We start from the raw sequence: 23,419 nt of genomic DNA, 5'->3' as shown, positions 1-23,419 counted from the left end.
CGGCGCTATGAAGACACTTATTCCATTAGCAATCACCACCGGTATTCTCTCCGGCCTTTGGGGCTGGGTGGCGGTGAGCCTCAGCCTGCTGGGCTGGGCCGGTTTCCTCGGCTGTACCGCTTATTTTGCCTGTCCGCAGGGCGGTATGAAGGGGCTTTTTATTTCCCTGTGTACGCTGTGCAGCGGCGTGCTGTGGGCGCTGGTGATTATTCACGGCAGCGCGCTGGCGCCGCAGGCGGAAATCCTGGGCTACATCATGACCGGCGTAGTCGCCTTCCTGATGTGTATTCAGGCGCGCCATATTTTGCTCTCGTTTGTCCCCGGGACGTTTATCGGCGCCTGTGCAACCTTTGCCAATCAGGGGGAGTGGCACAACGTTGTGCCTTCATTGCTTTTAGGCCTGGTGTTTGGCTTTGCCATGAAAAACAGCGGGTTGTGGCTCGCTGCCCGGCGGGACAAGCCAAAACCGAAAGCCAGCTCATTGCTAAGCGAATAAAAAAAACCAGCGAAAGCTGGTTTTTTTATCGATGCACAGAGCCTCATGAAGTGGGCGGCGTTGAGAGCTGTTTGTATTTCACCAGCACCGGATTGTTAATATCGGCCGGGTTCTGTAGATCCCAGAGTCCCCGGTCGATACCGTCGTTGACCAGATAGATGACCCCCGTTTCAATGGCGGACATCAGGCACAGCATGACCGGCTCGTTGCTGGTATAGCCCACTTCACCTTCCAGCAGACGCTGATAATCAATAAACCGGAAGACGCCGGCTTGCACCTCGTATGACAGGATCGTTTTGCTGGTGTTGACGGACGACATAACTTCGCCGGTACTGACGTCCACCACCCTTAAATTAACGGCAATTTGATCAAGCTGGTACTGCGTGTCGGCCCCAATGCCAAAGTAGCGAGCGCCCGCACCACCCGACTTGACGTTACTCTCGTAGCCAATGATCGAGCCTTCAATCATCACATTGGCCGCCATCAGAGAGTGCAGCGGGGCGCGGTTATTATCGGCCACGGTGCCATTTTCCTGGGCGGCACGAATAATTTTGCGTTCGTTCAGCAGGTTTTGCAGCCCCTGGCGTTCAAGGGGGATAAACCAGCGGGAATCCTTCAATGCCGTGACCAGCATAGACGTCGCGCTCTGCGGTACGGCGGTAGAAAAGTTGCTGGCAGGATAGGGCTTGAACTGGCCCGTTTCGTCCTGAATGTTATACACCGAGACATAAAGCTTCCCTTTTGCTTCCGGCAAATGCGTCAGGTCGAGGTAGCTTTGCGCGCGCGGTAATAACGTTGGTTTGGCGGCCTCTTTTGGCGGAGCCGTTAAACAACCACTTAATAAAAACACCGCCATAATCAGAAGTATGCGCTGCATGATAGTGATCCTTTCAGAGGTATTATGATTTTAAGCCACTAAAAATTCGTGGAATTTGCCTGCAGGCCGGATACCTGAATGGTTGACGTTTTGCCGGTTTTGCGGTCGGTGACGTTGAGCTGAAGCTGGCCGTCAGTGTTGGCAATATCGACGATAAAATCATTGGTGACCATGCGCCCTGGTTTGCCAGTATTAATATTGGTCAGCAGCCCGCCCAGCACCTGCGACTGCAGCGCCTGGGTGAAGTTATCCAGCGCGCTGGGCATTTGAATGCCGAGATCGCTGCTGTAGCTGGGATCTTTATAAGAGTTTTGCGCCTGGGCCGAATTTAACAAATAGGCGCCGTTATTGGGGTTACCGCCAAAATTGGGGTTCACAAACTGGAAAACCATATTCCCGCCCCAGGCCAGCGGCGTAAATAACAGCACGGGCAGTACGGCATGATAAATACGCATCATCGTCTCCTAGAATTCATCGTGGGTTAAATCGCTGGTGCTCAAGAGTTGCTTATCGATCAGCCTGCGTTTAAGCGCCTCATCGGTATGGACCAGTGCAACGTCAACGTTTTTGTCAAAGTCGCGCTTTGTGGGGAAAAGAAAAGCCTGATAAACAACATCCTGGCCTGCGGTAATCGTTATCCAGCTCCCCCAGCGGGCGCTGGGGCGCTCGTTGATGGTTAAATTACCGGTATAGTTGCTTTCCCATTTATCGCTGAAGGCGCGATAAAAGCTGTGGCCAACGGAGGTGACGGTATGGTCTGTCAGCAGTCCAGGGATCTCGACTTCTTCGGCCAGGACACTGCTTATCAGGCAGCAGCAAGCTGCCAGCGTAAATGCAGCTGAACGTTTCATGGGGCTATCGCCGAAGATTATCGTTGGCCCAGGAAACCGCCTGAGTTCGGTTCTTGACGGCTATCTTTCTGAACAGGTTATACAGGTGCGTTTTGACCGTGTTCTCGCTGATAAACAGCGAACGCGCGATTTCAACATTGGAAGAACCAACGCGCAGCTTATTCAGTATTTCCTTTTCGCGCTGCGTCAGGCGGGATGACTCGGCGTTGTTAAACCGGTAGTTGCCGGAGTGGCTGATCAGATAACTGGCCAGTTTCTGCGAGAAGTAACATTCGCCAGCCAGTACCCCGCGCAGTCCCTCGATGACTTTGGGCTCTTCTACAGCAAGATAAAAAACGCCATTGATGTGCGGCCAGCTTTCAATCTCGCGGAAGGGATACTCCTCCGGCGTATTGAGTAACAACAATTTTATCTGACAGTTTTTACGACTTAGTTTATCCTGCCAGAACAGAATGGTCTTTTTATCTGTTTCCGCCATATCAAATAAAATCAGAACATTACCGGGAAATTCATCCAGTGGCCGCTGAATATTATGAATACGGCCATTTATTTCTAACGAGGCGCGCAGGTGCTGTAATAAGGCTGAAGCCTGGAGAGAGGGTTTTGTCATTAACAATAACGTAGGGCCCTGAAGGGCATGGACTTCATTATACATGATGAAACTCCACCTGGTTTATGCCGCTACCTTTTGAATTAATAAGAATTAATTCTCTATAACGTGACGAGTGCCGCGACGGTGCTGTATGTTAAATATTTTTAATCGCCGAAATGATTTTATTTCGGTCAGCAAAAGAAAATTAACTAAAGAAGTGGTAACTGTTTCCAATTTAGCGATTGGATATTTTAACGCAAGTGTTAACTATGTAACCAAATGTTTCTTTGGATATTAAAATGTTTCAATTGAGAGTGTTCGCTATTTAATTTTAAGCAGAAAGTTGTACGTTTTTTGCTTTCTGTATAGAAAATTAATTTTGATTTTTAATTTTAAATAATTGTATTTTATGTATTTTATTTTTTATTTTTTTGTTTTCCTCACTCTGTTCATAATTTTAAAAACTGCGTTCCCAGCATTCAACCGCTTCGCTTAAGAAAACTGATCATGATGACAAGGTTTTTTCATAAACTGACTAAGCATCGCTTAAGTTGTGCTAAGTCAGTGAGAGTTAAGGTGACTTTAAATAAGTGTGCTAATGATTATCCGATCCCTGGATCAGGGGGTTGTAATAGTGATGATTGTCTGTTTTTATTTCGTATTAATACTTTGGTGTGAATTTTATAATGCAAAATACCACCCCAGCATGAGATATTTTTAATTGTTGCCGTAACATACTCATTTGCGTAACGATGCAATAACACATTATTGTTGGTCCGTTATGCTTGACCTGAATGTTACGCGTCATATTGTTCCGGCATTATCTGGTTCAGGGTGACAGAATGAAAAAATATTTTATTTCTATAATGTTCGCTGGCCTGGCGAGTCATTGTTTTGCGGCGAGTAACGATCTCGCCACTGCTGAGTATAATTTTGCTGTCAATGAATTGAGCAATCCTCAATTTAATCAAACGGCCATTATTGGCCAATCTGGTAGCAATAATAATGCTGCAGTAGTTCAGCGGGGTCAGAAGCAACTTTCTGAGGTTACGCAAAGCGGAGCAGGCAACCGGGCAAACATCGAACAATCAGGCAGTTATAACCTGGCTTATATCTCGCAAGAAGGTAACGCCAACGAGGCGGGTATTAAGCAGGATTCATTTGGTAATGCGGCGCTTATTATCCAACGAGGTTCTGGTAATAAAGCAAACATTACCCAGTACGGTACCCAGAAGTCAGCAGTTGTTGTGCAAAACCAGTCACAAATGGCGATTCGCATTATTCAGCGATAAGCAAAATATTTGGGCTGAAACTATCAATCCGATGGGGGTTTTAGTATGAATCTTTTCAAAGTGGCAGCATTAGCAGCACTGGTTGTTTCCGCAGGTGCAATGGCGACCTATCCGCAGCAGGCTCAGCACTCGACCTTGAAAATATATCAGCAGGGTAACGGAAATAATGCCACAGCGCTGCAGTCGAATGCGTTCTATTCGAAGACTGAAATTAAACAGCTGGGCACGGTGAATGGGGCAAAAGTTGGCCAGGGCTCTGACAGCAGCGATATTAAACTGCTGCAGGATGGCTACGGTAACAATGCCACCATCAGCCAGTGGAACGGGAAAAACGCGCAGATTGATGTTCAGCAGTTCGGGACCAACAACGGAGCAGTGGTTAATCAGACGGCATCCAGCTCTCTGGTGTCGGTCACCCAGTTCGGCAACGGTAACCACGCCACTGCGTCTCAGTACTAAAGCGACCTGGCTATCGCGTGAACAGGGCCGACGGCCCTGTTTTTCTTTGGAGGTTGTATGCATACCCTGGTATTGCTTGCCGCACTCTCAAGTCAGCTGACGTTTAATACCCGGCAGCAGGAAAACATCTACACAATAACGCCTGTCGCGACGCTGGCGGCGGATTGCCAGTGCACCTTGACGCTGGTGGCAACCAAAACCGGCCCGTCGGGGAAAAGCTCCAGCCACCAAAGCAGCGAACTGTTTATAAAAGCACATCAGGCCGTCGATCTGTCGCAGCTAAGTTTGAATATTGACCCCGGAGACAGCGTCACGGTCATTGTTACCCTGAGCGACGGAAAAGCCTTTCACCTTGAGCAACAGTGGCAAAAGCCGGGGAAGTCTTGACCGCAAACAAATATATGTGACGGAAGTATTGCAAGAACAAAAAACATGGATCACTGTTTAATTATCTTTGATTTTCTGCCGATAACCTTCAGGGACGACAGCAATCGAGGAGTAATAAACGTGAAAGCAAGTTTTCAGCAGTATTTGCTTTGTCTGGCGATGGGCATCGCGGTTTCACCGCTGTCTCAGGCTGCATCCTCTGGCATCATTCATTTTCGAGGTGAAATAGTAGAAGGCGGCTGTCAGTGGACGTCGGCCAGCTCCAATGTCGCCATGACCTGCACCGAAAAAGGCAAACCCGTCACTCAGACCGTTGCCCTTAGCTCTCTGGATGGTATTACCCTTCATAATGACAGTACGATGCAAACCCGTGTGAAATACCTCGACCCACAGCACAAAACAGCAGTGCTGTACGTTACCTATCAATAACGCCACGGCCCGTTTAACGCGGGCTGTGTATTTTTGGTTTCAGACCACATAGCAGAGTAAACTAACGCGGATCGATTTCAGTTGAACGCATAGGGTTATTGCTGTGAAAAAAAGTTTGCTCCTTTCTCTTCTGCTGGTGGCGCAGGTGACCGGGGCGGTAACGCTGGATGACATCCAAAAGCGATTTGCCGCCGTGCCGGTAATGCGGGTGCAGTTTGAGCAGGAGCGCCAGATAAAAGGCATGGCGCAGCCGCTGCATTCCAGCGGGCGGATTGTGGTGACAAAGCATAAAGGGCTGTGGTGGCAGCAGCGTCAGCCTTTCCCGATGGGACTGGTTGTTGGGGAGAATCGGATGGTTCAGGTGATGGGTAACCAGCCGCCGCAGGCAATCACCGCGGAGAACAATCCGCCAATGTTTCAGTTCAACCAACTGCTGCGTACGCTGTTTTATCTCGATCGAAAAGCGCTTGAGAAAGACTTTATCAGCGAGTTTTCCGACCTGGGGGAGGGAAGATGGCGGCTGGTATTAATTCCCTTTGAGAAAACGCTCAGCGGGCTGTTCCGCTCGATTACGCTTTATGGTGAGAAGTCGCTGGACCGAATTGAGCTGAATGACGTGGAGGATGACGCTACGGAAATAACGTTTACGCACCATCAGTTTGAACCCCGCAGACTTAGTCAGGAAGAGCGCAAACGCCTTGTCTTCTAAATAATGCCCGGCCGCTAGCTGAGTTTTTGATTGCGTTGGCGGCGGCTGGCGGCATAATGTGTAAAACTTAATTAGAACGATAACTATTGCTATTTATATGGACGTTTCTTTAAGCCGCCGACGCCTGCTGGCGCTAGCCTCCCTGCTGCCTCTGGCGGCCATTCTTCCCTGCCAGGCTGATGCCCGCCGCTTTGATGTCGCACGTATTATTGCCCTGGAATGGCGACCGGTTGAAATGTTGCTGGCGCTCGGGATTATGCCGATGGCGATTGCCGATAAGCGTAATTATCACCGCTGGGTAGGGGAGCCAACGTTGCCTGAAACCGTCGTTGACGTTGGGCTGAGAAACGAGCCTAACCGCGAGCTGATGCAGCGTCTCACCCCTTCTCTTTTTCTCATCTCCAAAGGCTTCGGGCCGGCTGAGTCAGATTTAACACCTATCGCTCCCTGCTGGTCGACGGCCTTTAATGATGCCTCTGGCCGCCCGCTGGCGCTGTTGGAAAAAGATCTTCTGAGGCTCGGGCAGTTTTTAGGGCGGGAGCAGCAGGCTACCGAACATCTGGCCCATTTTCACCAGCAGATGGCCGCCACCCGCGCAAAGCTGCCGGGTAATCCCAACCCGCTGGTGATGTTTTCATTTCTTGATAGCCGCCGGGTGATGATCTTTGGCCGCAACAGCCTGTTTAACGACCTGCTGGAACGGCTGGGGATGCGTAACGCCTGGGACGGGAAAACCAATGCCTGGGGAAGCGCCATTGTGGGCATTGAAACCCTGGTCAGGCTGGAAAACGTCACGGCAATTTGCTTTATGCACGGCGATGACGATCCGGTCAAAACGGTGGCGAAATCTGCGCTATGGCAGGTTATGCCTTTCGTGCGCGAGGGCCAGTTACACCTGCTGCCAGCGGTATGGTTTTACGGCGGCAGCTTCTCGGCGCTGCGTTTTTGCCAGCTCCTGCCGGAGGCACTGTGCGCATAATCCTGCTTATACTCTGTGCCTTCACGCTGTTTTTGACCGGCTACAACTTCCAGCAAATGCTGCCTGCCGGGCTCTGGTGGCAAGCGATAACGCTGCCTCAGGTGACCGATGTTTCGCAGATGCTGTTTCACTACAGCCTGCTGCCGCGAACCGCGCTTGCGCTGCTTACCGGCGCCGGGCTGGCGCTGGCCGGCTGCCTGTTTCAGCATATTCTGCGTAATCCTCTGGCCGAACCGGCCACCCTTGGCGTTGCGGCTGGGGCACAGCTGGGGCTGACCCTTGCAACGCTGTTTTTGGCGGGGGCAGGGGAAACCGGCAAACAGCTTGCGGCGCTGGCTGGCGCAATGGCCGTAGGCAGTATTGTGCTCGGGGCTGCCTGGGGTAAACGAATGTCGCCGGTTACGCTAATCCTTGCCGGCCTGGTATTGGGACTTTATTGCGGGGCCGTAAAAAGCTTCCTCGTATTGTTCAACCATGAACGCCTGCAAAATCTGTTTATCTGGAGCAGCGGGATGTTGAACCAGTACGACTGGGCTGGCGTGGAGTTTCTTTGGCCGAGGCTTCTGGCCGTGCTGGTACTCATCGTACTGATGATTCGCCCGCTGGGTATGCTGGCCCTGGATGACACCGTATTACGTGGACTGGGGATGAAGCTGGCTTTAGTGCGCGTGGGCGGGCTATTTTTGGCCCTGCTGCTGAGTTCGATGCTGGTCAGCGTGGTGGGCGTGATCGGATTTATTGGCCTGTTTGCTCCGGTCCTGGCCGGCATGTTTGGCGTGAGACGTCTGCTGCCTAAACTCCTGGCTTCGATGGCGACGGGGGCATTGCTGCTGTTACTGAGCGATCAACTGGTTCTGTGGGTTGGACGCTATTGGCAAGAACTGCCCACCGGCGCCGTGACGGCGCTGGTGGGGGCACCTTTAATGCTGTGGTTATTGCCACGCCTGCGCCATCAGCGGTTGGCGGCTTCTGATGATGCCAGCGCGATTGCGGAACGCCAACTTTCCCCCGCTACGGTATTGCTGATTATTGCTGTTTTGGCGCTGGTTGCCTTGCTCGCGCTGGGCGTTGGGCGGGAAAGCGCAGGCTGGTTTATCGGCATACAAGAAATGTGGCAGTGGCGCTGGCCGAGGGTGCTGTCGGCGCTTGCCGCGGGCGCAATGCTGGCGGCGGCCGGTACGCTGGTACAAAAAATGACCGGCAATCCGATGGCCAGCCCCGAAGTGCTGGGCGTGAGTTCCGGCGCGGCCTGCGCCATCGTGTTATTGATATTTCTCGTCCCCGGCGACGTCAGCGCCTGGCAACTGCCGGCGGGCTTTGCCGGCGCGGCGCTCACGCTGCTGGCGATGCTCGTTTTAGCCCGCTCCGGGCTGGCTCCGGGAAGGCTTTTACTGACCGGTGTGGCGCTGAGTACCGTATTCGCCACGCTGCTCACGCTTTATCTGGCCAGCGGAGATCCGCGCAGCGGGTCGGTGCTGACGTGGCTGTCCGGCTCCACCTGGAAAGTAACCGGGCAGCAGGCGCTGGTGAGCGGGGGCATGGCGCTGGCGCTGATTGGGCTTACGCCCCTGGTGCGCCGCTGGCTCGCTATACTCCCGCTGGGCGGTGAGACGGCTCAGGCCCTGGGCATTGCCCTGAGTCAATCGCGCATCAGCATTCTGGTGCTGGCAGCCGGACTAGTTGCTGCCGCAACGCTCTGCGTGGGGCCACTAAGTTTTGTTGGGTTGATGGCACCGCACATGGCAAGAATGCTCGGCTTCCGCCGCGCAATGCCCCAGCTTATCGTGGCTATTGCTATCGGGGCCGGGCTGATGCTGCTGGCCGACTGGCTGGGCCGAAGCCTTATCTTCCCATTCCAGATCCCGGCAGGATTGTTAGCCACGCTCTGCGGGGCACCGTACTTTATCTGGCTGTTACGCAAAGCGTGACAGGCCTTAAAAGCAGGCTCGTTCCGGGCGTGCCTGCTGTTTGAGTTCCTCTCTATTTCCGTGGCCAGGCGTTTTTACTGGTCAATCTCCCTCTGGGCATTTTTCTTGCAATTTCTAATGATGAAACGATAATCACGATCAAAATCATAATCGTTCTCATTAATTGTTTTTATTTTACCAGGAAATTTCAATGCCTCACCAACCACCTCGCCAGGCCGGGTTTAAACCGCGCCTGATCGCAGCGTTGATCGCTGCCGCCTGCATGCCTGTTGCCGCTGCGCCACAGGAAAATCTTCAGCAAAAAGCTTTAGTTAAAGAAGAGACCATTACCGTCACGGCGACCCCGGATATGCAGTTCCGCGAAGGCGGTAACGAGCTGGTGCCTGCTTATCTGGACGGGCAGGTGGCCAATGGCGGTCGCCTGGGCATGCTCGGTGAGCAGGATGCGCGCAACGTGCCGTTTAACGTCATCGGCTATACCTCCAAAATGATCGAGGATAAGCAGGCCAATACCCTCAGCGACATTGTCCGTAATGACGCGACTATTCAGCCCGTGCGCAGCTACGGTAACTTTGGCGAGTCGTACCGCGTGCGCGGTTTCCTGTTAGACGGGGATGATATTTCTTACGGCGGTCTGTATGGCGTATTGCCGCGGCAGATCACCAGCACGGCTCTTGCGGAACGCGTCGAGGTGATTAAGGGCTCCACGGCCTTCCTGAACGGTGTTCCTCCGGGCGGGTCTGGCGTGGGCGGGGCCATTAATATTGAGCCCAAGCGGGCAGGTAGTGAACCACATACCCAACTTGGCGTGGATTACACCGGGCGTTCGCAGGTTGGGGGCTCTTTGGATACTGGCCGCAGGTTTGGGGATAACGACCAGTTTGGCGCCCGCGTGAACCTGCTGCACCGTGAAGGCGAGAGTGAGGTTCGCGAGCAGAAGAACAGAACATCGTTGGCAAGCGTTGGGCTGGATTACAAAGGCGACAGGCTGCGGACGTCGTTCGACGGCGGCTACCAGAAGATGACGGTACACAATGGCCGTATCGGGGTGGGGGTTGGCGCTATTACGCAGATGCCTGAGGTGCCGGATAACCGCACAAACTACGGGCAGCCGTGGGTTTATTCAGACATGAGCTCTCGCTTTGCCGCGCTGCACAGCGAGTATGATGTGGCGAACAGCTGGACGCTTTATGGCGCGCTGGGCACCAGCGAAACCGACGAAAGAGGCAATTACAGCGTGCCTAAGTTTGTTGATAACAAGGGCCACACCAGCCAGACTCGTTTGTCTACGCGATACATCGCCGACGCTTTCTCCGGCATGGGCGGCGTGCGGGGGAAATTTGATACCGGCTTTATCGGCCACAGCGTGAACCTCGGCTATTCCGGTGTTTACCGTAAAACCCGCGCGGCCTACACCATGTCATCCAGCAAAACCGCCGTTGGGAATAATATCTACGATCCGTCTTATCTCGACCTGAGCCGTTTCCCGACTGTCGCTTCCGGTAGCAATATGGACGATCCGACCCAGCGGAGCCGCACGATAACAAGCGGGGTTTCGCTGTCCGATACGCTCTCCGCGCTGGACGATAAGGTGCTGTTGACCGTGGGCGCTCGCCGCCAGGACGTGCGGGTTCGTAACTACAGCTATACCGGTGTGGAAGACCCTAAAACACGCTTTGATGCTTTCAAGATTACGCCGGTTTATGGCCTGGTAGTGAAGCCGTGGGAGCCGGTTTCTTTTTATGCGAACCACATTGAAGCGCTGCAGCCTGGGCCGACAGCAACCTCTAAAGCAACCAATGCCGGAAACGTGGTCGGGGTTGTGCAGTCGAAGCAGAACGAAGTGGGCATGAAGATGGACTTCGGCCGCGTGGGCGGCAGCCTGGCGCTGTTTGAGATCGAAAAGCCGGTGGGGATGCTCGACAGCAACAATCTTTACGGCCTGTATGGCGAACAGCGCAGCCGCGGTATGGAACTGAACGTATTTGGTGAGCCACTGTACGGCGTGCGCCTGTTGGGAAGTGCCCTTTGGCTTCAGCCAGAAATGGTGAAGACTAACGGCGGGACAAACGACGGTAAGGATGCGATCGGCGTTCCGCGTTACTCCTGGTCCGTGGGCGGCGAATGGGATCTGCCTTGGGTGCAGAACCTGACTGCGACGGGGACGCTAATTCGCACCGGGTCACAATACGCCAACGCCGACAACAGCATTAAGCTGAACGGCTGGACTCGCCTCGATCTCGGCGTGCGCTACAGCACCAAGGTTAACGAACAGACGCTGACCTGGCGCGCCAACGTCGAAAACGTGACTAACGAAAAATACTGGGCTTCTGTCGACGACAGCGGGGCGTATATTACGCAAAGTGACCCACGCACCCTGAAACTTTCCATGACTGTTGATTTCTAATCCAATAACAAAGGCCCCGTGAAGGCGGGGTTTTTTGTGGCTGATATCCGGAGATTTTCAAAAGTTGAAATGTCCGGAAACGATAATAGTCATGTACGCGCCCCGTCTGACGAGAATAGACTACGGCAAAGTACAGTTGGAGAATGGTTAATGAGTGAACGCATACAGGTCGTCCAGGGAGACATCACGCAGATTGAGGTCGATGTGATCGTCAACGCGGCAAACCCTTCGCTGATGGGCGGTGGGGGAGTGGATGGGGCGATACATCGCGCCGCCGGACCTGCGCTGCTGGAAGCCTGTAAAGCGGTACGCCAGCTGCAGGGCGAATGCCCCCCGGGTCAGGCGGTGATTACCGAGGCCGGGAACATTCCGGTAAAAGCGGTGATTCACGCCGTGGGGCCAGTCTGGCACGGCGGCGAGCAGAACGAAGCCGAGCTTTTGGAACTGGCCTACCGTAACAGCCTGGATTTAGCCGCCGCTAACGGCTACCGCTCAATTGCTTTTCCGGCCATCAGCACCGGCGTGTATGGCTTCCCAAAAGCGCAGGCCGCACGCATAGCGTGGGATGTTGCTTACAAATACATTGGTCTGCGCCCGCTGCCGGAGCGCGTGGTATTTGTTTGCTTTGATGATGAGAACACGCAGATTTATCAGCATATTGCGGCTGAGTGTCATAAATAAATCACGACTGCTTCATAAAACTTCAATCTGTGGCCGCTATGATTTCTGTCGCAGAGATAAAAAAGGCCGGTGTTCATACCCGGCCTTTAGTGTGTTATCCCGCAAATGATTGTGGCGTCGCCGCCTTCTCCTTCGGCTTGCCTGAAAACAGGAAACGAAGCAGGGGAATGCGCAGGTGCAGCTCGTAAAGCAGCAGCGCGATGCCGACTACAAAGACCAGCCCGCTGAAGAAACCTAAAATATTGGACGTGATGTGCGGCGTGATAAACGCGCCGAAGAACAGCGTGAGCGGATGGTGTACCAGATAGATAAACAGCGATGCATTAACGAAATAGGTCACTCGCGCGGATTTAAAATTCAGCATTTTATAGCCCAGCGAAAACACGACGTTGACCATCCATAGCCCCATCAGCATGGTGATCACGCTTTCCGTTTCGTACATCCAGGCATCGCCGCTGCCGTAGCGCTGGTTTAATAAATAGGCGGCAAACGCAAAGACCGCGCCCACCTGACTCCAGCGTGAAGGCGTGGTGAACAGGATTTTCAGCGACTCGCGTTTGAATGTCAGCGCGCCAAGCATAAAGAACGGCAGATAAAACAGCGTTTGCATCACCACGAAATTAAACAGCCCGTCGCTTAATAACGGCGCGTGGATAATAAAAATAGTCCGGCGAATAGCGGCGTATAAAATGCCGAAGCCGAGAAATAAAAGTGAGAGTTTTCCCAGGGTAATTGGTGAATTATTATTCTGTTCGTTTCTAATTATAAAATTATTAATTTTTTGAAACAAAACCATGCCCAGGGTCGTTAATATCACCAGGACCAGTAAAAACCACAGGTGAGACACAAGCTCCCACACCAGCGTATTGTATTTTTGATAGCCGGTGAGCGTATGCCACAGGCCAGTTTTGTCGTTGATGTACTGCAGCATCATGAACTGAGGCAGGGTCAGCAGCGGTATTGCGGTGAGCATCGGGATGCCGACGCGCTCTACGCGCACTGTCCACCAGCGTTTCAGCGGGTAGCGCAGAAATAACATGTAGGAAAAATAGCCAGAAATAACGAAGAACACCTGCATACGAAACGCGTGAATAAAATCATTAAACAGCGTCAGGCTCGCGGAGGGTTCTGCGCTATTGACGTGCCAGTGATGGCTCGAATAGATGAGCGAAATGTGGAATGGAATGCCCAACAGCATCAGCCATGCACGAATAGAATCCAGGAAAAACTCACGTTGTTGCGGTGCGTTACTCATAATACTCCAGACATTTTCAGACTATTCGTCTTATCCTTAAGACCCTATCCCATCAGGCTAAAAGTCCAGTTCAGTCTACATATTCGTGGCAACCCTACACTAAGCATGTCATCCTGTCGCCAGGATGAACTCTTAAAGCGTAAGCAGTTGTCTTTATTTTGCTTAAACCCTGAGCCAGTACGCTGAACAAAGCGGTGATTTGGTTGTCGGAAAGCAAAACTTTCCATTAAAATGGATAGATTGATTTAAGCACACAAAGGGGGATGTGCTGGTTAATATGAAACATAAAGCAAATATGATGAAAGTGTCCTGGCTTGGCGCTGCGGTAATGTTGTCCCTTTATACCACCTCGGTTTGGGCGTTCACTATCGACGATGTCGCAAAACAGGCGAAAACCTTAGCGGGCAAGAGCTACGAAGCACCGAAAAGCAACCTGCCTTCGCAATTCCGCGAGATGAAATACGCGGACTACCAGCAGATCCAGTTTAATCACGACAAAGCTTACTGGAGCAACATCAAGACCCCATTCAAGCTCGAGTTCTACCATCAGGGTATGTACTTCGACACGCCGGTTACCATCAACGAAGTGACCGCCACCGCGGTGCACCAGATCAAATACAATCCGGACTATTTTAACTTCGGTGATGTAAAGCACGATAAAGATACCGTAAAAGATCTCGGTTTTGCCGGGTTCAAAGTGCTCTATCCGATCAACAGCAAAGATAAGAACGACGAAATTGTCAGCATGCTCGGAGCGAGTTACTTCCGCGTAATTGGCGCCGGCCAGGTGTATGGCCTGTCTGCCCGAGGACTGGCGATTGATACTGCTTTACCGTCTGGTGAAGAGTTCCCTCGCTTCCGCGAATACTGGATTGAACGTCCAAAGCCAATGGATAAAACGTTAACCCTGTATGCACTGCTTGATTCCCCACGAGCGACCGGGGCTTATCGTTTCGTTATCACCCCTGGACGCGATACCGTGGTGAACGTGCAGTCGAAAGTTTACCTGCGTGACAAAGTAGGCAAGCTGGGCGTTGCGCCGCTGACCAGTATGTTCCTGTTCGGGCCAAATCAGCCTTCACCAACCACCAATTTCCGCCCGGAACTGCATGACTCCAACGGCCTGTCTATTCACGCCGGCAACGGGGAATGGATCTGGCGTCCGCTGAACAACCCGAAACACCTGGCCGTTAGCTCTTACGCTACGGAAAACCCGGTCGGCTTTGGCCTGCTGCAGCGTGGTCGTCAGTTCTCCCGCTTTGAAGATTTAGACGATCGTTACGACCAGCGCCCTAGCGCGTGGGTTGCACCGGTCGGGGATTGGGGTAAAGGCCGCGTAGAGCTGGTTGAAATCCCAACCAACGATGAAACGAATGACAACATCGTTGCTTACTGGACGCCGGATCAGCTGCCTGATCCAGGCAAAGAGATGAACTTTAAGTACACCATCACCTTTAGCCGCGACGAAGACAAAATGCATGCGCCGGATAACGCGTATGTGTTGCAAACTCGCCGTTCTACCGGGGATGTGAAGCAGTCTAACCTGATCCGCCAGCCGGACGGCACCATTGCGTTTGTGGTGGACTTTACCGGGGCAGAGATGAAAAAACTGCCAGCCGACACGCCGGTCACCGCACAGACCAGCATTGGCGATAACGGTGAGATCGTTGACAGCCAGGTGCGCTATAACCCGGTCAACAAAGGCTGGCGTTTAACGCTGCGCGTGAAGCTGAAAGACGAGAAGAAGACGACGGATATGCGTGCTGCGCTGGTTAACGGCGAGCAGACATTGAGTGAAACCTGGAGCTACCAGCTGCCTGCCAATGAATAAGTCTACTGAATTCTCGCCTGACTACATCGAAGCACTCCCGCTTTCTGCTGAGCAGAAGGCGGCTTTGCCTGCGTCCGATCTTCAGGCGGTGCATGAGGCGCTTGATGCGCAGCATCACCACTTTGAACGAGCGGATGATTCTCCTCTGGCTTCGGTAAAAGCTCGTCTCGAGGCGAGCTGGCCGGGTTCTCTCGGCGGCGAACAGCTGATCACCGATGATGAAGGGCGCACCCAGCTTCAGGCTATGCCGAAAGCGACGCGTGCTTCTATGTTCCCGGACCCGTGGCGTACCAACCCGATTGGCCGCTTCTGGGATCGCCTGCTTGGGCGTGAAACGAAGTCTAAGTTCGCGTCTAAAGAAGAAGAGGCCTCTGAGCAGAAATGGCGTACCGTCGGCACGATTCGCCGCTACATTCTGCTGATCCTCACGCTGGCCCAAACCGTGGTCGCAACCTGGTACATGAAGACGATCCTTCCGTACCAGGGCTGGGCGCTGATTAACCCGGCGGACATGGGGGGCCAGGATCTGTGGGTCTCCTTTATGCAGCTGCTGCCGTACATTCTGCAAAGCGGCATCCTGATCCTGTTTGCCGTGCTGTTCTGCTGGGTCTCTGCCGGTTTCTGGACCGCGCTGATGGGCTTCCTGCAGTTGCTGATGGGCAAAGACAAATACAGTATTTCTGCGTCAACGGTGGGGGACGAGCCCATCAACCCCGAGCACCGTACCGCGCTTATCATGCCGATTTGTAATGAAGACGTCGATCGCGTGTTTGCCGGCCTGCGTGCGACGTGGGAATCCGTCAAAGCCACCGGGCAGCAGGCGCACTTCGATGTGTATATCCTGAGCGACAGCTACAACCCGGATATCTGCGTTGCGGAGCAAAAAGCCTGGATGGAGCTGATTGCGGAAGTGCAGGGTGAAGGGCAGATCTTCTATCGCCGTCGTCGTCGCCGCGTGAAGCGTAAAAGCGGCAACATCGATGACTTCTGCCGTCGCTGGGGGAACCAGTACAGCTACATGGTGGTGCTGGACGCCGACTCCGTCATGAGCGGGGATTGCCTGACCAACCTCGTGCGCCTGATGGAAGCGAACCCGAAGGCCGGTATTATTCAGTCTTCGCCCAAAGCCTCCGGCATGGACACGCTGTATGCGCGCTGCCAGCAGTTTGCTACCCGCGTCTACGGGCCGCTCTTTACTGCGGGCCTGCACTTCTGGCAGTTGGGGGAATCCCACTACTGGGGCCACAACGCCATTATTCGCGTGAAGCCGTTCATTGAACACTGTGCGCTGGCCCCGCTGCCGGGTGAAGGTAACTTTGCCGGGTCGATTCTTTCCCATGACTTCGTCGAAGCCGCGCTGATGCGCCGTGCCGGCTGGGGCGTGTGGATTGCTTACGATCTACCTGGCTCATACGAAGAACTGCCGCCGAACCTGCTGGACGAGCTGAAACGCGATCGCCGCTGGTGCCAGGGTAACCTGATGAACTTCCGTCTGTTCCTGGTGAAAGGGATGCACCCGGTTCACCGCGCGGTGTTCCTGACCGGCGTCATGTCCTATCTGTCTGCCCCATTGTGGTTTATGTTCCTGGCGCTCTCTACCGCGCTGCAGGTTGTACACGCTTTGACCGAGCCGCAGTACTTCCTCCAGCCTAGACAGCTGTTCCCGGTCTGGCCGCAGTGGCGTCCTGAGCTGGCGATTGCGCTGTTTGCCTCGACCATGGTTCTGCTGTTCCTGCCTAAGCTGCTGAGCATCATTCTTATCTGGTGCAAAGGCTCTAAAGAGTATGGCGGTTTCCTGCGTGTGACCTGTTCACTGCTGCTTGAAGTGCTGTTCTCCGTGCTGCTGGCACCGGTGCGTATGCTGTTCCACACCGTGTTTGTGGTCAGCGCGTTCCTGGGCTGGGAAGTGGTCTGGAACTCGCCGCAGCGTGACGATGACTCCACGCCGTGGGGTGAAGCCTTTATGCGCCACGGCTCTCAGCTGCTGCTGGGCCTGGTCTGGGCAGTGGGCATGGCCTGGCTGGATCTGCGCTTCCTGTTCTGGCTGGCACCGATTGTCTTCTCGCTGATCCTGTCGCCGTTCGTCTCCGTGCTTTCAAGCCGGGCGAGCCTCGGCCTGCGCACCAAGCGCTGGAAGCTGTTCCTGATCCCGGAAGAGTATTCCCCGCCGCAGGTGCTGGTGGACACCGAGAACTATCTGGAGCTGAACCGCAGCCGTACGCTGGACGATGGCTTTATGCACGCGGTATTTAACCCGTCGTTTAACGCCCTGAGCACGGCGATGGCCACGGCTCGTCACCGTAAGAGTCTGGTGCTGGAGATTGCCCGCGACCGTCACGTTGAGCAGGCGCTGAACGAAACGCCGGACAAACTCAACCGCGACCGCCGCCTGGTTCTGCTGAGCGACCCGATGACCATGTCGCGCTTGCATTACCGCGTGTGGGCGAACCCGGAGCGTTATTCTTCCTGGGTGGAGAGCTACAGAAAGCTGCAGCTAAACCCGTTGGCGCTGACGGCAAAGTAAGGCCTTAAAGAAGTGATAATGCCGACCTTAGGGTCGGCATTTTTTTGCCTTTTATTCGGCGATGGTTATACTCAGCGCGTTCTGAACAGGAGTGCATGTGTGGGTAGAATAATTGCGGTACTGATGATGGCGTTTCTGCTAAGCGGCTGCGGCAGCATTATTAGCCGGACGGTGCCGGGGCAAGGGCACGGGAACCAATATTACCCCGGCGTGCGCTGGGATGTACGCGAGGGCGCATGGCGCTATATTACCGTGCTCGACCTGCCGTTTTCGCTGATCTTTGACACTTTGCTGTTGCCGATTGACGCCAGCCACGGGCCGTATGAATAACGGCTAGCGCTCATCCCACTCGTCTGCCGCCGTGCGACCTTCTTCGGTGTCCAGCGGCGGCTCGAGCTGAAATTCACCTTCGTCCCATTCGTGCAGCGTATTCTCTTCCAGCCATTCCTGGCGCAGTTCAATCTCATCGAAATCACCGTCAAACACGCTTTGCGCCGCTTCCCCACTGAGCATCGGCAGGCATTCGCCTTCCTCGCTGTCGTCGGTAAAGAACTCGGCCTGCCACATGATGTCACCATCCTGCAAAACGTACTTCTGGAAATTGAATTGCTCGACGCTGGCGCTCTCTTCATCCACGCTCGGGTTGTCGGCAAGATACTGCTCCCGCGCGGCATCAATGGCTTCTTCCAGGGTTGCATACATGCTCATGGTTATCTCCTTGTGGCAAAGGTCGGGGAGCGGCTGCTCCGTTACGATTTCCAGTTAATTGTTGACGCTGTTGGCAAATCTGCAAGTCGGAGATTTATTCCCCCGGAATACGGAGTCGTTCGGCAGGCTGGCGCAGCGTCATCCATGAGTAAAGGGCGTTAAACAGCACCACGCTGGCGGTGACCAGGAATACGGTGCGGAAGCCGTAGCTGGCGGAAACGGCGGCGCCGAGCAGCGGGCCGGTGACGTTGCCAATATCGCGGAAGGACTGGTTGTAGCTGAAAATCCGGCCCGAGATTTGGCTGGAAGAGTTATAGACCAGCAGCGTTTGCACGGCAGGGAGCAGCGCCCCGTCGGCGGCACCGAGCAAGAAGCGTAAGACCCCGAGCTGCCACGGGTTTTGTACCAACGACATCGGGATGAGCAGCAAAACGGAAATTACCAGCGCACCAATCAGGATCTTTTCCGGCCCGATACGATCCCCCAGCTTGCCGAGTCTTGGGGCACTGATCAGCGCTGCTACGCCGGGCACGGAAGCAATCATCCCGCTAATAAACGCCAGATTGCTGACGTTACCGGCCAGATCGCGCACGTAGAGCGTCAGGATAGGCGCGATAGAACCGGTGGCAACCTGGATGATCATCGTGGTGACAAACAGACTCAGTACCAGGCGGGGATTTTTTAATGAGGTGAGTACCTGGCGGGCGTGCAGCATGTCTTTTTTGGAAACGGGCGTGAACGACTCGCGAATAAAAAACAGCGTCATCACGAAGCAGATAAACAGCACCAGCGAGGTGATGAAGAACACCGAGCGCAGCCCGTAGCTGTCCGCCATCAGGCCACCCATCAGCGGGCCTAGCAGCGCGCCGCTGACCGCTCCCGTAGACAGCGTGCCAAGTGCCCAGCCGCTTTTATGGCGCGGTATCTGAGTGGCTATCAGCGCGTTGGCATTCGGCACAAACCCACCCAGCAGGCCAAGTAAGGCCCTAAGCGCCAGAAATTGCCAAATGTTTTGTGCGAGACCCATCAACAGCATGACGACAGACATGCCAAGCGCGGAACGCAGCAGCATAAGTTTTCGGCCTTTACGGTCGGCAAGCCCACCCCAGAAAGGGGATGCCACGGCAGAAAACAGGAAGGTAATGCTAAAGACCAGCCCGGACCACATGTTCAGCTGGCTATGGCCGGTGACGCCGAGTTGCTCAACGTAAAGCGGGAGGAACGGCATGACCAGGCTGAATGCCGCGCCGGTCAGGAAGCAGCCAACCCAGACGACGGCCAGATTACGCTTCCAGTTGATAGTGCTGTCAGGGGGAGTCATACCGCTCCGAAGTTGCCAGTGCCAAAGAGAAGAGAGGGAATTATTACTCTGCTAATTATGCGCCTGTTGGCATTGGGCTGGCAAATCAAAGGGCTTTTTCGATCAAACTACGGCAAAAAAAAACCGCCTGAAAAGGCGGCTGTTAAGCGTTATTGGTAACGGTCGGGCATGCCTTCCGGGCGCGTCTTAAAGCGGCGGTGCAGCCACATATACTGCTCCGGTGCCATCAGGATGCACTTCTCTACAATTTTGTTCATCCAGCGTGCCGTTGCTTCCGGGCTGTCAAGCGGTGGGTTCAGCTCTGGCTGAATAATCGTCAGCTCGTAGCCTTTGCCGCCCGGCAGGCGACGCGGAACAAACGGCACGGCGCAGGCGCCGGAGAGTTTGGCGAGCGTGTAGGTTCCCGTGGTGGTCGCAGCTTGTTCAACGGCAAAGAACGGCACAAACTCGCTGCCTCTCGGGCCGTAATCGTGGTCCGGGGCATACCAGATGATGTCGCCATTTTTCAGCGCGCGGATCATGCCTTTCAGATCTTTGCGGTCAATCATGCTCTTATTGGAGCGCATGCGCCCCCAGGTCTGCAGCCAGTCCAGCAGTGGGTTGTCGTTTGGGCGGTAAACGCCGATGCCCGGCGTTTTAATGCCGAAAATACGGGCGCCCAGCTCCAGCGTCAGGAAGTGAATGCCAATCAGCAAAATGCCCTGGCCCGTTTTCTCGATGCCTTTAACAATATCCACGCCTTCGTAGTGGCACCATTTATTGATGCGCTCCGTAGACCAGAACCAGGCCATGCCGGTCTCAATCAGCCCCATACCGACTGACTCGAAGTTGGCGATCACCATCTGCTCGCGTTTTTCCTCGCTCATGTCCGGGAAGCAGAGTTCAAGATTGCGGTAGGCTATTTTCGCGCGACGTTTCATCAGGCGTTTTGCCAGCCGGCCCAGCCCGCAGCCGATGCGATAAAGCACCGGGTAGGGGAGCTGCACCAGCAGGTATAAAAAGCCGATGCCCAGCCAGGTGAGCCAATAGCGCGGGTGCAGTAATGCACGGGAGAATTGCGGTAAGTTCGTCATGTAAAACCTTTGTGACGGCAATTGCCGGATCTTCTAATCATTCCATTGTGGCATTTTTTAGCGCAGAGCCAAAATACGCGGCGTCGGAGTGCCTGATATTTCATCGATTGTTGCCGCAGATGCCTTTGAGTGAGCAAAATGTAGCGTAAAACGTGGGGATGTAAATAAGCGTTATTTGCTTTATGATGCAGCCCACTTTTTTTCAACGATTGCGAGCGAACACCATGCCAGTGTTACACAACCGCGTATCGAATGAGGAGCTGCGCGAGCGCATGCTTGCCGAAACCGAGCCGCGCACGACCATCTCATTCTACAAATATTTCACTATCGAAACGCCGCAGGCGACCCGTGATGCTCTGTATCAGCTATTCCTGAGCCTGAACGTGTTTGGCCGCGTCTATCTGGCGCATGAAGGGATCAACGCTCAGATTAGCGTCCCGGAAAGCCGCGTTGATGCCCTGCGCGAAGCGATTTATGCCTTCCACCCGGCCTTAAATAATTTGCGCCTGAATATTGCGCTGGAAGATGACGGTAAATCCTTCTGGGTGCTGCGCATGAAGGTACGCGACCGTATTGTTGCTGACGGTATTGATGACCCTACGTTTGACGCAAGTGACGTGGGGGAATATCTGAAGGCTGCGGAAGTGAACGCCATGCTCGACGATCCGAGCGCGGTATTTATCGATATGCGTAACCACTATGAATACGAAGTGGGGCATTTCGAGGACGCCGTCGAAATTCCGGCCGACACCTTCCGTGAGCAGCTGCCGAAAGCCGTGGATATGATGCAGGATGACAAAGAGAAGAAAATTGTCATGTATTGCACCGGCGGCATTCGCTGTGAAAAAGCCAGCGCCTGGATGCGCCATAACGGCTTCAAAAATGTGTATCACATTGAAGGCGGGATCATTGAATATGCACGCCGCGCGCGTGAGCAAGGATTGCCGGTGCGCTTTGTCGGTAAAAACTTTGTTTTTGATGAGCGTATGGGAGAGCGTATATCTGACGATGTGATCGCCCATTGCCATCAGTGCGGAACGCCGTGCGACAGCCACACCAACTGCAAAAATGACGGCTGCCATCTGCTGTTTATTCAGTGTCCGGCCTGTGCTGAAAAATTCTCTGGCTGCTGCAGTGAAGTTTGCCGTGATGAGCTGGCGCTATCTCCAGAAGAACAGCGCCGCCGCCGGGCAGGCCGCGAAAACGGGAATAAGATCTTTAATAAATCTCGTGGGATGCTGAATACCACGCTGGGTATTCCTGACCCCGAGAAGTAATAACATTCCCCCGGTTCGCCGGGGGAGTCTTTTTACTGACGCACGCCTTCGACAGAAATAATCAGATCAACGTCCTGAGAAGCTGGCCCCAGATCCTGAGTAATATTGAAGTCCTTCAGCTTAATTTTACCTTCGGCCTCAAAACCCGCGCGCACGCCGCCCCATGGATCGTTACCCTGACCAATCAGCTTAGCCTTCAGCGTAACCGGCTTTGTCACGCCGTTCAGCGTCAGGTTGCCGATAATATCTAAAGCTTCAGCGTCTTTTTTCACTTCCGTTGAGGCGAAGGTAGCCTGCGGGAACTTAGTCACGTTGAGGAACTCTGCGCTACGCAGGTGTTTGTCGCGTTCGGCATGGTTGGTATCCACGCTGGTGGTGTTGATGGTGACGTTGACTTTATCTGCCGAAGGGTTTTTCTCGTCGAAGGTAAAGGTTCCGTCAAAATCACGGAAGGTACCGTACAGCCAGCTATAGCCGAGATGCTGAATACGGAAATTCACAAACGCATGCTGACCTTGTTTATCAATTTTATAGTCAGCGGCCACGGCGGAGCCGGTGGTGAATAACAGAGCGCCTAAGGTGGCTCCCAGCAGGATTTTCTTCATTGTCTTACTCTCCATAGTTAACGGGATGCTTTCCCCAGCATGCGCTTGAGGGTGGCATCTTTATCTAGAAAATGGTGCTTTAAGGCTGCAAGAGCGTGTAGAACGGAAACAATCACCACGGTCCACGCCAGCCAGAGATGAACTGTCCCGGCAAGGTCGGCCTGCGCCCCGAAGTCGGTTAGCGTGGCGGGCACATCAAACCAGCCAAACACGCTAATGGGTTTACCGTCAGCCGTTGAAATCAGATATCCGCTCAGCAAAATGGCGAACAATAATGCATACAGCAAAATATGTGCGGTAAGCGCGCCGATGCGCGTCAGACGTGAATAACTTTTTAACGGTGGCGGCGGAGGCGATATAAAGCGCCAGAGAATACGAATAGCCAGAGCAGACATTAACAAGATGCCGATGCTCTTATGTATTTCTGGTGCTTTATGGTACCAGACGTCGTAATAGCCCAGCGTCACCATCCAGAGTCCGAGTGCGAACATGCCATAAACCGTGGCGGCAACCAGCCAGTGAAGGAGAACCGAAAAATGTCCATAGCGTTCGGATGAGTTTCGCCATTGCATATTTATGCGTCCATGTATTTTCTAAAGAAGCTAAAACATAGGCGTTCTGTTAACAGCAGATCAACATAAATATCCGTATTTCGATATATATTTATTGTATGTCTGTTTTTTTGAATAACACTCGCGGCAGGCGTTCAGTAGAGTCGAATGAATATGATCGTTTTTG

General features: G+C 53.7%; 24 protein-coding genes. 14 read left to right on the top strand and 10 right to left on the bottom strand.

Annotation, left to right across the window (positions count from 1 at the left end):
* Positions 1-7: 7 nt before the first annotated feature.
* Positions 8-496: a DUF1097 domain-containing protein gene (locus tag WFK85_RS01540; protein ID WP_336707872.1), complete on the top strand. Its 489-nt coding sequence runs from the start codon at positions 8-10 to the stop codon at positions 494-496.
* 43 nt (positions 497-539) lie between these two features.
* Here the strand turns inward: WFK85_RS01540 and csgG are convergent, their stop codons facing one another.
* The 4 genes from csgG to csgD are packed head-to-tail and all read right to left on the bottom strand — an operon-like array spanning position 540 to position 2,879.
* A complete protein-coding gene (gene csgG / locus WFK85_RS01535; RefSeq protein ID WP_166993716.1) occupies positions 540-1,373 on the bottom strand; it encodes a curli production assembly/transport protein CsgG in 834 nt (277 codons plus the stop codon).
* A 38-nt stretch (positions 1,374-1,411) separates the two neighbouring features.
* Positions 1,412-1,828, bottom strand: coding sequence for a curli production assembly/transport protein CsgF (csgF, locus tag WFK85_RS01530; RefSeq protein WP_008453564.1), 417 nt, complete (start codon positions 1,826-1,828; stop codon positions 1,412-1,414).
* Positions 1,829-1,837: 9 nt separating this feature from the next.
* Positions 1,838-2,224, bottom strand: coding sequence for a curli production assembly/transport protein CsgE (gene csgE, locus WFK85_RS01525; protein WP_008453562.1), 387 nt, complete (start codon positions 2,222-2,224; stop codon positions 1,838-1,840).
* A gap of 4 nt (positions 2,225-2,228) precedes the next feature.
* Positions 2,229-2,879: a biofilm master transcriptional regulator CsgD gene (csgD, locus tag WFK85_RS01520; RefSeq protein WP_008453560.1), complete on the bottom strand. Its 651-nt coding sequence runs from the start codon at positions 2,877-2,879 to the stop codon at positions 2,229-2,231.
* A gap of 779 nt (positions 2,880-3,658) precedes the next feature.
* On the opposite strand from csgD, the gene csgB reads away from it, so the two are divergent.
* The 9 genes from csgB (at position 3,659) to ymdB (ending at position 12,087) form a co-directional block, all read left to right on the top strand.
* Positions 3,659-4,108: a curli minor subunit CsgB gene (gene csgB, locus WFK85_RS01515; protein ID WP_008453558.1), complete on the top strand. Its 450-nt coding sequence runs from the start codon at positions 3,659-3,661 to the stop codon at positions 4,106-4,108.
* A 45-nt stretch (positions 4,109-4,153) separates the two neighbouring features.
* Entirely contained in the window at positions 4,154-4,567 is a 414-nt protein-coding gene (gene csgA / locus WFK85_RS01510) for a curli major subunit CsgA (protein WP_008453557.1), read from the top strand.
* 57 nt (positions 4,568-4,624) lie between these two features.
* Positions 4,625-4,954, top strand: a complete 330-nt coding sequence (gene csgC, locus WFK85_RS01505) for a curli assembly chaperone CsgC (RefSeq protein ID WP_166993718.1) — start codon at positions 4,625-4,627, stop codon at positions 4,952-4,954.
* A gap of 120 nt (positions 4,955-5,074) precedes the next feature.
* On the top strand, positions 5,075-5,383 hold the full coding sequence (locus tag WFK85_RS01500) for a hypothetical protein (protein WP_166993720.1): 309 nt from the start codon (positions 5,075-5,077) through the stop codon (positions 5,381-5,383).
* 103 nt (positions 5,384-5,486) lie between these two features.
* Entirely contained in the window at positions 5,487-6,092 is a 606-nt protein-coding gene (locus WFK85_RS01495; RefSeq protein WP_166993722.1) for an outer membrane lipoprotein carrier protein LolA, read from the top strand.
* Between the two features lie 97 nt (positions 6,093-6,189).
* Entirely contained in the window at positions 6,190-7,071 is an 882-nt protein-coding gene (gene fhuD, locus WFK85_RS01490) for a Fe(3+)-hydroxamate ABC transporter substrate-binding protein FhuD (protein WP_166993724.1), read from the top strand.
* Positions 7,002-8,999: a Fe(3+)-hydroxamate ABC transporter permease FhuB gene (fhuB, locus tag WFK85_RS01485; protein WP_336707878.1), complete on the top strand. Its 1,998-nt coding sequence runs from the start codon at positions 7,002-7,004 to the stop codon at positions 8,997-8,999. The genes fhuD and fhuB overlap by 70 nt, the downstream gene beginning before the upstream one ends.
* Before the next feature lie 190 nt (positions 9,000-9,189).
* On the top strand, positions 9,190-11,406 hold the full coding sequence (locus WFK85_RS01480) for a TonB-dependent receptor (RefSeq protein WP_336707880.1): 2,217 nt from the start codon (positions 9,190-9,192) through the stop codon (positions 11,404-11,406).
* Between the two features lie 150 nt (positions 11,407-11,556).
* Positions 11,557-12,087 carry an O-acetyl-ADP-ribose deacetylase gene (gene ymdB / locus WFK85_RS01475; RefSeq protein WP_166993730.1) on the top strand — a complete coding sequence of 177 codons (531 nt, stop codon included), beginning with the start codon at positions 11,557-11,559 and terminating at the stop codon, positions 12,085-12,087.
* Positions 12,088-12,181: 94 nt separating this feature from the next.
* Here the strand turns inward: ymdB and mdoC are convergent, their stop codons facing one another.
* Complete coding sequence (gene mdoC / locus WFK85_RS01470) at positions 12,182-13,342, bottom strand: glucans biosynthesis protein MdoC (protein WP_008453541.1); 1,161 nt, start codon at positions 13,340-13,342, stop codon at positions 12,182-12,184.
* 295 nt (positions 13,343-13,637) lie between these two features.
* Between mdoC and mdoG the strand changes: the two genes are divergently transcribed.
* From mdoG to WFK85_RS01455, 3 genes are all read left to right on the top strand, one after another.
* On the top strand, positions 13,638-15,173 hold the full coding sequence (mdoG, locus tag WFK85_RS01465; RefSeq protein ID WP_166994047.1) for a glucans biosynthesis protein MdoG: 1,536 nt from the start codon (positions 13,638-13,640) through the stop codon (positions 15,171-15,173).
* On the top strand, positions 15,166-17,697 hold the full coding sequence (mdoH, locus tag WFK85_RS01460; RefSeq protein ID WP_166993732.1) for a glucans biosynthesis glucosyltransferase MdoH: 2,532 nt from the start codon (positions 15,166-15,168) through the stop codon (positions 17,695-17,697). The genes mdoG and mdoH overlap by 8 nt, the downstream gene beginning before the upstream one ends.
* Positions 17,698-17,805: 108 nt before the next feature.
* Entirely contained in the window at positions 17,806-18,027 is a 222-nt protein-coding gene (locus WFK85_RS01455; protein WP_409450381.1) for a YceK/YidQ family lipoprotein, read from the top strand.
* 3 nt (positions 18,028-18,030) lie between these two features.
* Here WFK85_RS01455 and WFK85_RS01450 read toward each other — a convergent pair whose 3' ends face one another.
* The 3 genes from WFK85_RS01450 to WFK85_RS01440 form a co-directional block, all read right to left on the bottom strand.
* Complete coding sequence (locus WFK85_RS01450) at positions 18,031-18,405, bottom strand: MysB family protein (RefSeq protein ID WP_008453535.1); 375 nt, start codon at positions 18,403-18,405, stop codon at positions 18,031-18,033.
* A gap of 94 nt (positions 18,406-18,499) precedes the next feature.
* Positions 18,500-19,726: a multidrug efflux MFS transporter MdtG gene (mdtG, locus tag WFK85_RS01445; protein ID WP_166993734.1), complete on the bottom strand. Its 1,227-nt coding sequence runs from the start codon at positions 19,724-19,726 to the stop codon at positions 18,500-18,502.
* A 149-nt stretch (positions 19,727-19,875) separates the two neighbouring features.
* The gene (locus tag WFK85_RS01440; protein WP_008453533.1) at positions 19,876-20,799 is read right to left on the bottom strand and encodes a Kdo(2)-lipid IV(A) acyltransferase; all 924 of its coding nucleotides are present in this window, start codon (positions 20,797-20,799) and stop codon (positions 19,876-19,878) included.
* A 224-nt stretch (positions 20,800-21,023) separates the two neighbouring features.
* Between WFK85_RS01440 and trhO the strand changes: the two genes are divergently transcribed.
* Positions 21,024-22,076: an oxygen-dependent tRNA uridine(34) hydroxylase TrhO gene (trhO, locus tag WFK85_RS01435; protein ID WP_008453532.1), complete on the top strand. Its 1,053-nt coding sequence runs from the start codon at positions 21,024-21,026 to the stop codon at positions 22,074-22,076.
* Positions 22,077-22,108: 32 nt separating this feature from the next.
* On the opposite strand, the gene WFK85_RS01430 is transcribed toward trhO, so the two are convergent.
* Complete coding sequence (locus WFK85_RS01430) at positions 22,109-22,681, bottom strand: YceI family protein (protein WP_336707885.1); 573 nt, start codon at positions 22,679-22,681, stop codon at positions 22,109-22,111.
* Between the two features lie 17 nt (positions 22,682-22,698).
* On the bottom strand, positions 22,699-23,253 hold the full coding sequence (locus WFK85_RS01425; RefSeq protein ID WP_008453530.1) for a cytochrome b: 555 nt from the start codon (positions 23,251-23,253) through the stop codon (positions 22,699-22,701).
* Positions 23,254-23,419 lie beyond the last annotated feature (166 nt).

Source organism: Cedecea sp. VD22, assembly GCF_037150195.1.
Taxonomy (GTDB): domain Bacteria; phylum Pseudomonadota; class Gammaproteobacteria; order Enterobacterales; family Enterobacteriaceae; genus Cedecea.
This window is presented reverse-complemented; position numbering and strand designations above follow the sequence as displayed.

What these genes read in the sequence shown, in the direction of transcription:
- WFK85_RS01540 (WP_336707872.1), top strand. Translation starts at nt 8, where the DNA reads ATGAAGACACTTATTCCATTAGCAATCACCACCGGTATTCTCTCCGGC.
- csgG (WP_166993716.1), bottom strand. Translation starts at nt 1,373, where the DNA reads ATGCAGCGCATACTTCTGATTATGGCGGTGTTTTTATTAAGTGGTTGT.
- csgF (WP_008453564.1), bottom strand. Translation starts at nt 1,828, where the DNA reads ATGCGTATTTATCATGCCGTACTGCCCGTGCTGTTATTTACGCCGCTG.
- csgE (WP_008453562.1), bottom strand. Translation starts at nt 2,224, where the DNA reads ATGAAACGTTCAGCTGCATTTACGCTGGCAGCTTGCTGCTGCCTGATA.
- csgD (WP_008453560.1), bottom strand. Translation starts at nt 2,879, where the DNA reads ATGTATAATGAAGTCCATGCCCTTCAGGGCCCTACGTTATTGTTAATG.
- csgB (WP_008453558.1), top strand. Translation starts at nt 3,659, where the DNA reads ATGAAAAAATATTTTATTTCTATAATGTTCGCTGGCCTGGCGAGTCAT.
- csgA (WP_008453557.1), top strand. Translation starts at nt 4,154, where the DNA reads ATGAATCTTTTCAAAGTGGCAGCATTAGCAGCACTGGTTGTTTCCGCA.
- csgC (WP_166993718.1), top strand. Translation starts at nt 4,625, where the DNA reads ATGCATACCCTGGTATTGCTTGCCGCACTCTCAAGTCAGCTGACGTTT.
- fhuD (WP_166993724.1), top strand. Translation starts at nt 6,190, where the DNA reads ATGGACGTTTCTTTAAGCCGCCGACGCCTGCTGGCGCTAGCCTCCCTG.
- fhuB (WP_336707878.1), top strand. Translation starts at nt 7,002, where the DNA reads ATGGTTTTACGGCGGCAGCTTCTCGGCGCTGCGTTTTTGCCAGCTCCT.
- WFK85_RS01480 (WP_336707880.1), top strand. Translation starts at nt 9,190, where the DNA reads ATGCCTCACCAACCACCTCGCCAGGCCGGGTTTAAACCGCGCCTGATC.
- ymdB (WP_166993730.1), top strand. Translation starts at nt 11,557, where the DNA reads ATGAGTGAACGCATACAGGTCGTCCAGGGAGACATCACGCAGATTGAG.
- mdoC (WP_008453541.1), bottom strand. Translation starts at nt 13,342, where the DNA reads ATGAGTAACGCACCGCAACAACGTGAGTTTTTCCTGGATTCTATTCGT.
- mdoG (WP_166994047.1), top strand. Translation starts at nt 13,638, where the DNA reads ATGATGAAAGTGTCCTGGCTTGGCGCTGCGGTAATGTTGTCCCTTTAT.
- mdoH (WP_166993732.1), top strand. Translation starts at nt 15,166, where the DNA reads ATGAATAAGTCTACTGAATTCTCGCCTGACTACATCGAAGCACTCCCG.
- WFK85_RS01450 (WP_008453535.1), bottom strand. Translation starts at nt 18,405, where the DNA reads ATGAGCATGTATGCAACCCTGGAAGAAGCCATTGATGCCGCGCGGGAG.
- mdtG (WP_166993734.1), bottom strand. Translation starts at nt 19,726, where the DNA reads ATGACTCCCCCTGACAGCACTATCAACTGGAAGCGTAATCTGGCCGTC.
- WFK85_RS01440 (WP_008453533.1), bottom strand. Translation starts at nt 20,799, where the DNA reads ATGACGAACTTACCGCAATTCTCCCGTGCATTACTGCACCCGCGCTAT.
- trhO (WP_008453532.1), top strand. Translation starts at nt 21,024, where the DNA reads ATGCCAGTGTTACACAACCGCGTATCGAATGAGGAGCTGCGCGAGCGC.
- WFK85_RS01430 (WP_336707885.1), bottom strand. Translation starts at nt 22,681, where the DNA reads ATGAAGAAAATCCTGCTGGGAGCCACCTTAGGCGCTCTGTTATTCACC.
- WFK85_RS01425 (WP_008453530.1), bottom strand. Translation starts at nt 23,253, where the DNA reads ATGCAATGGCGAAACTCATCCGAACGCTATGGACATTTTTCGGTTCTC.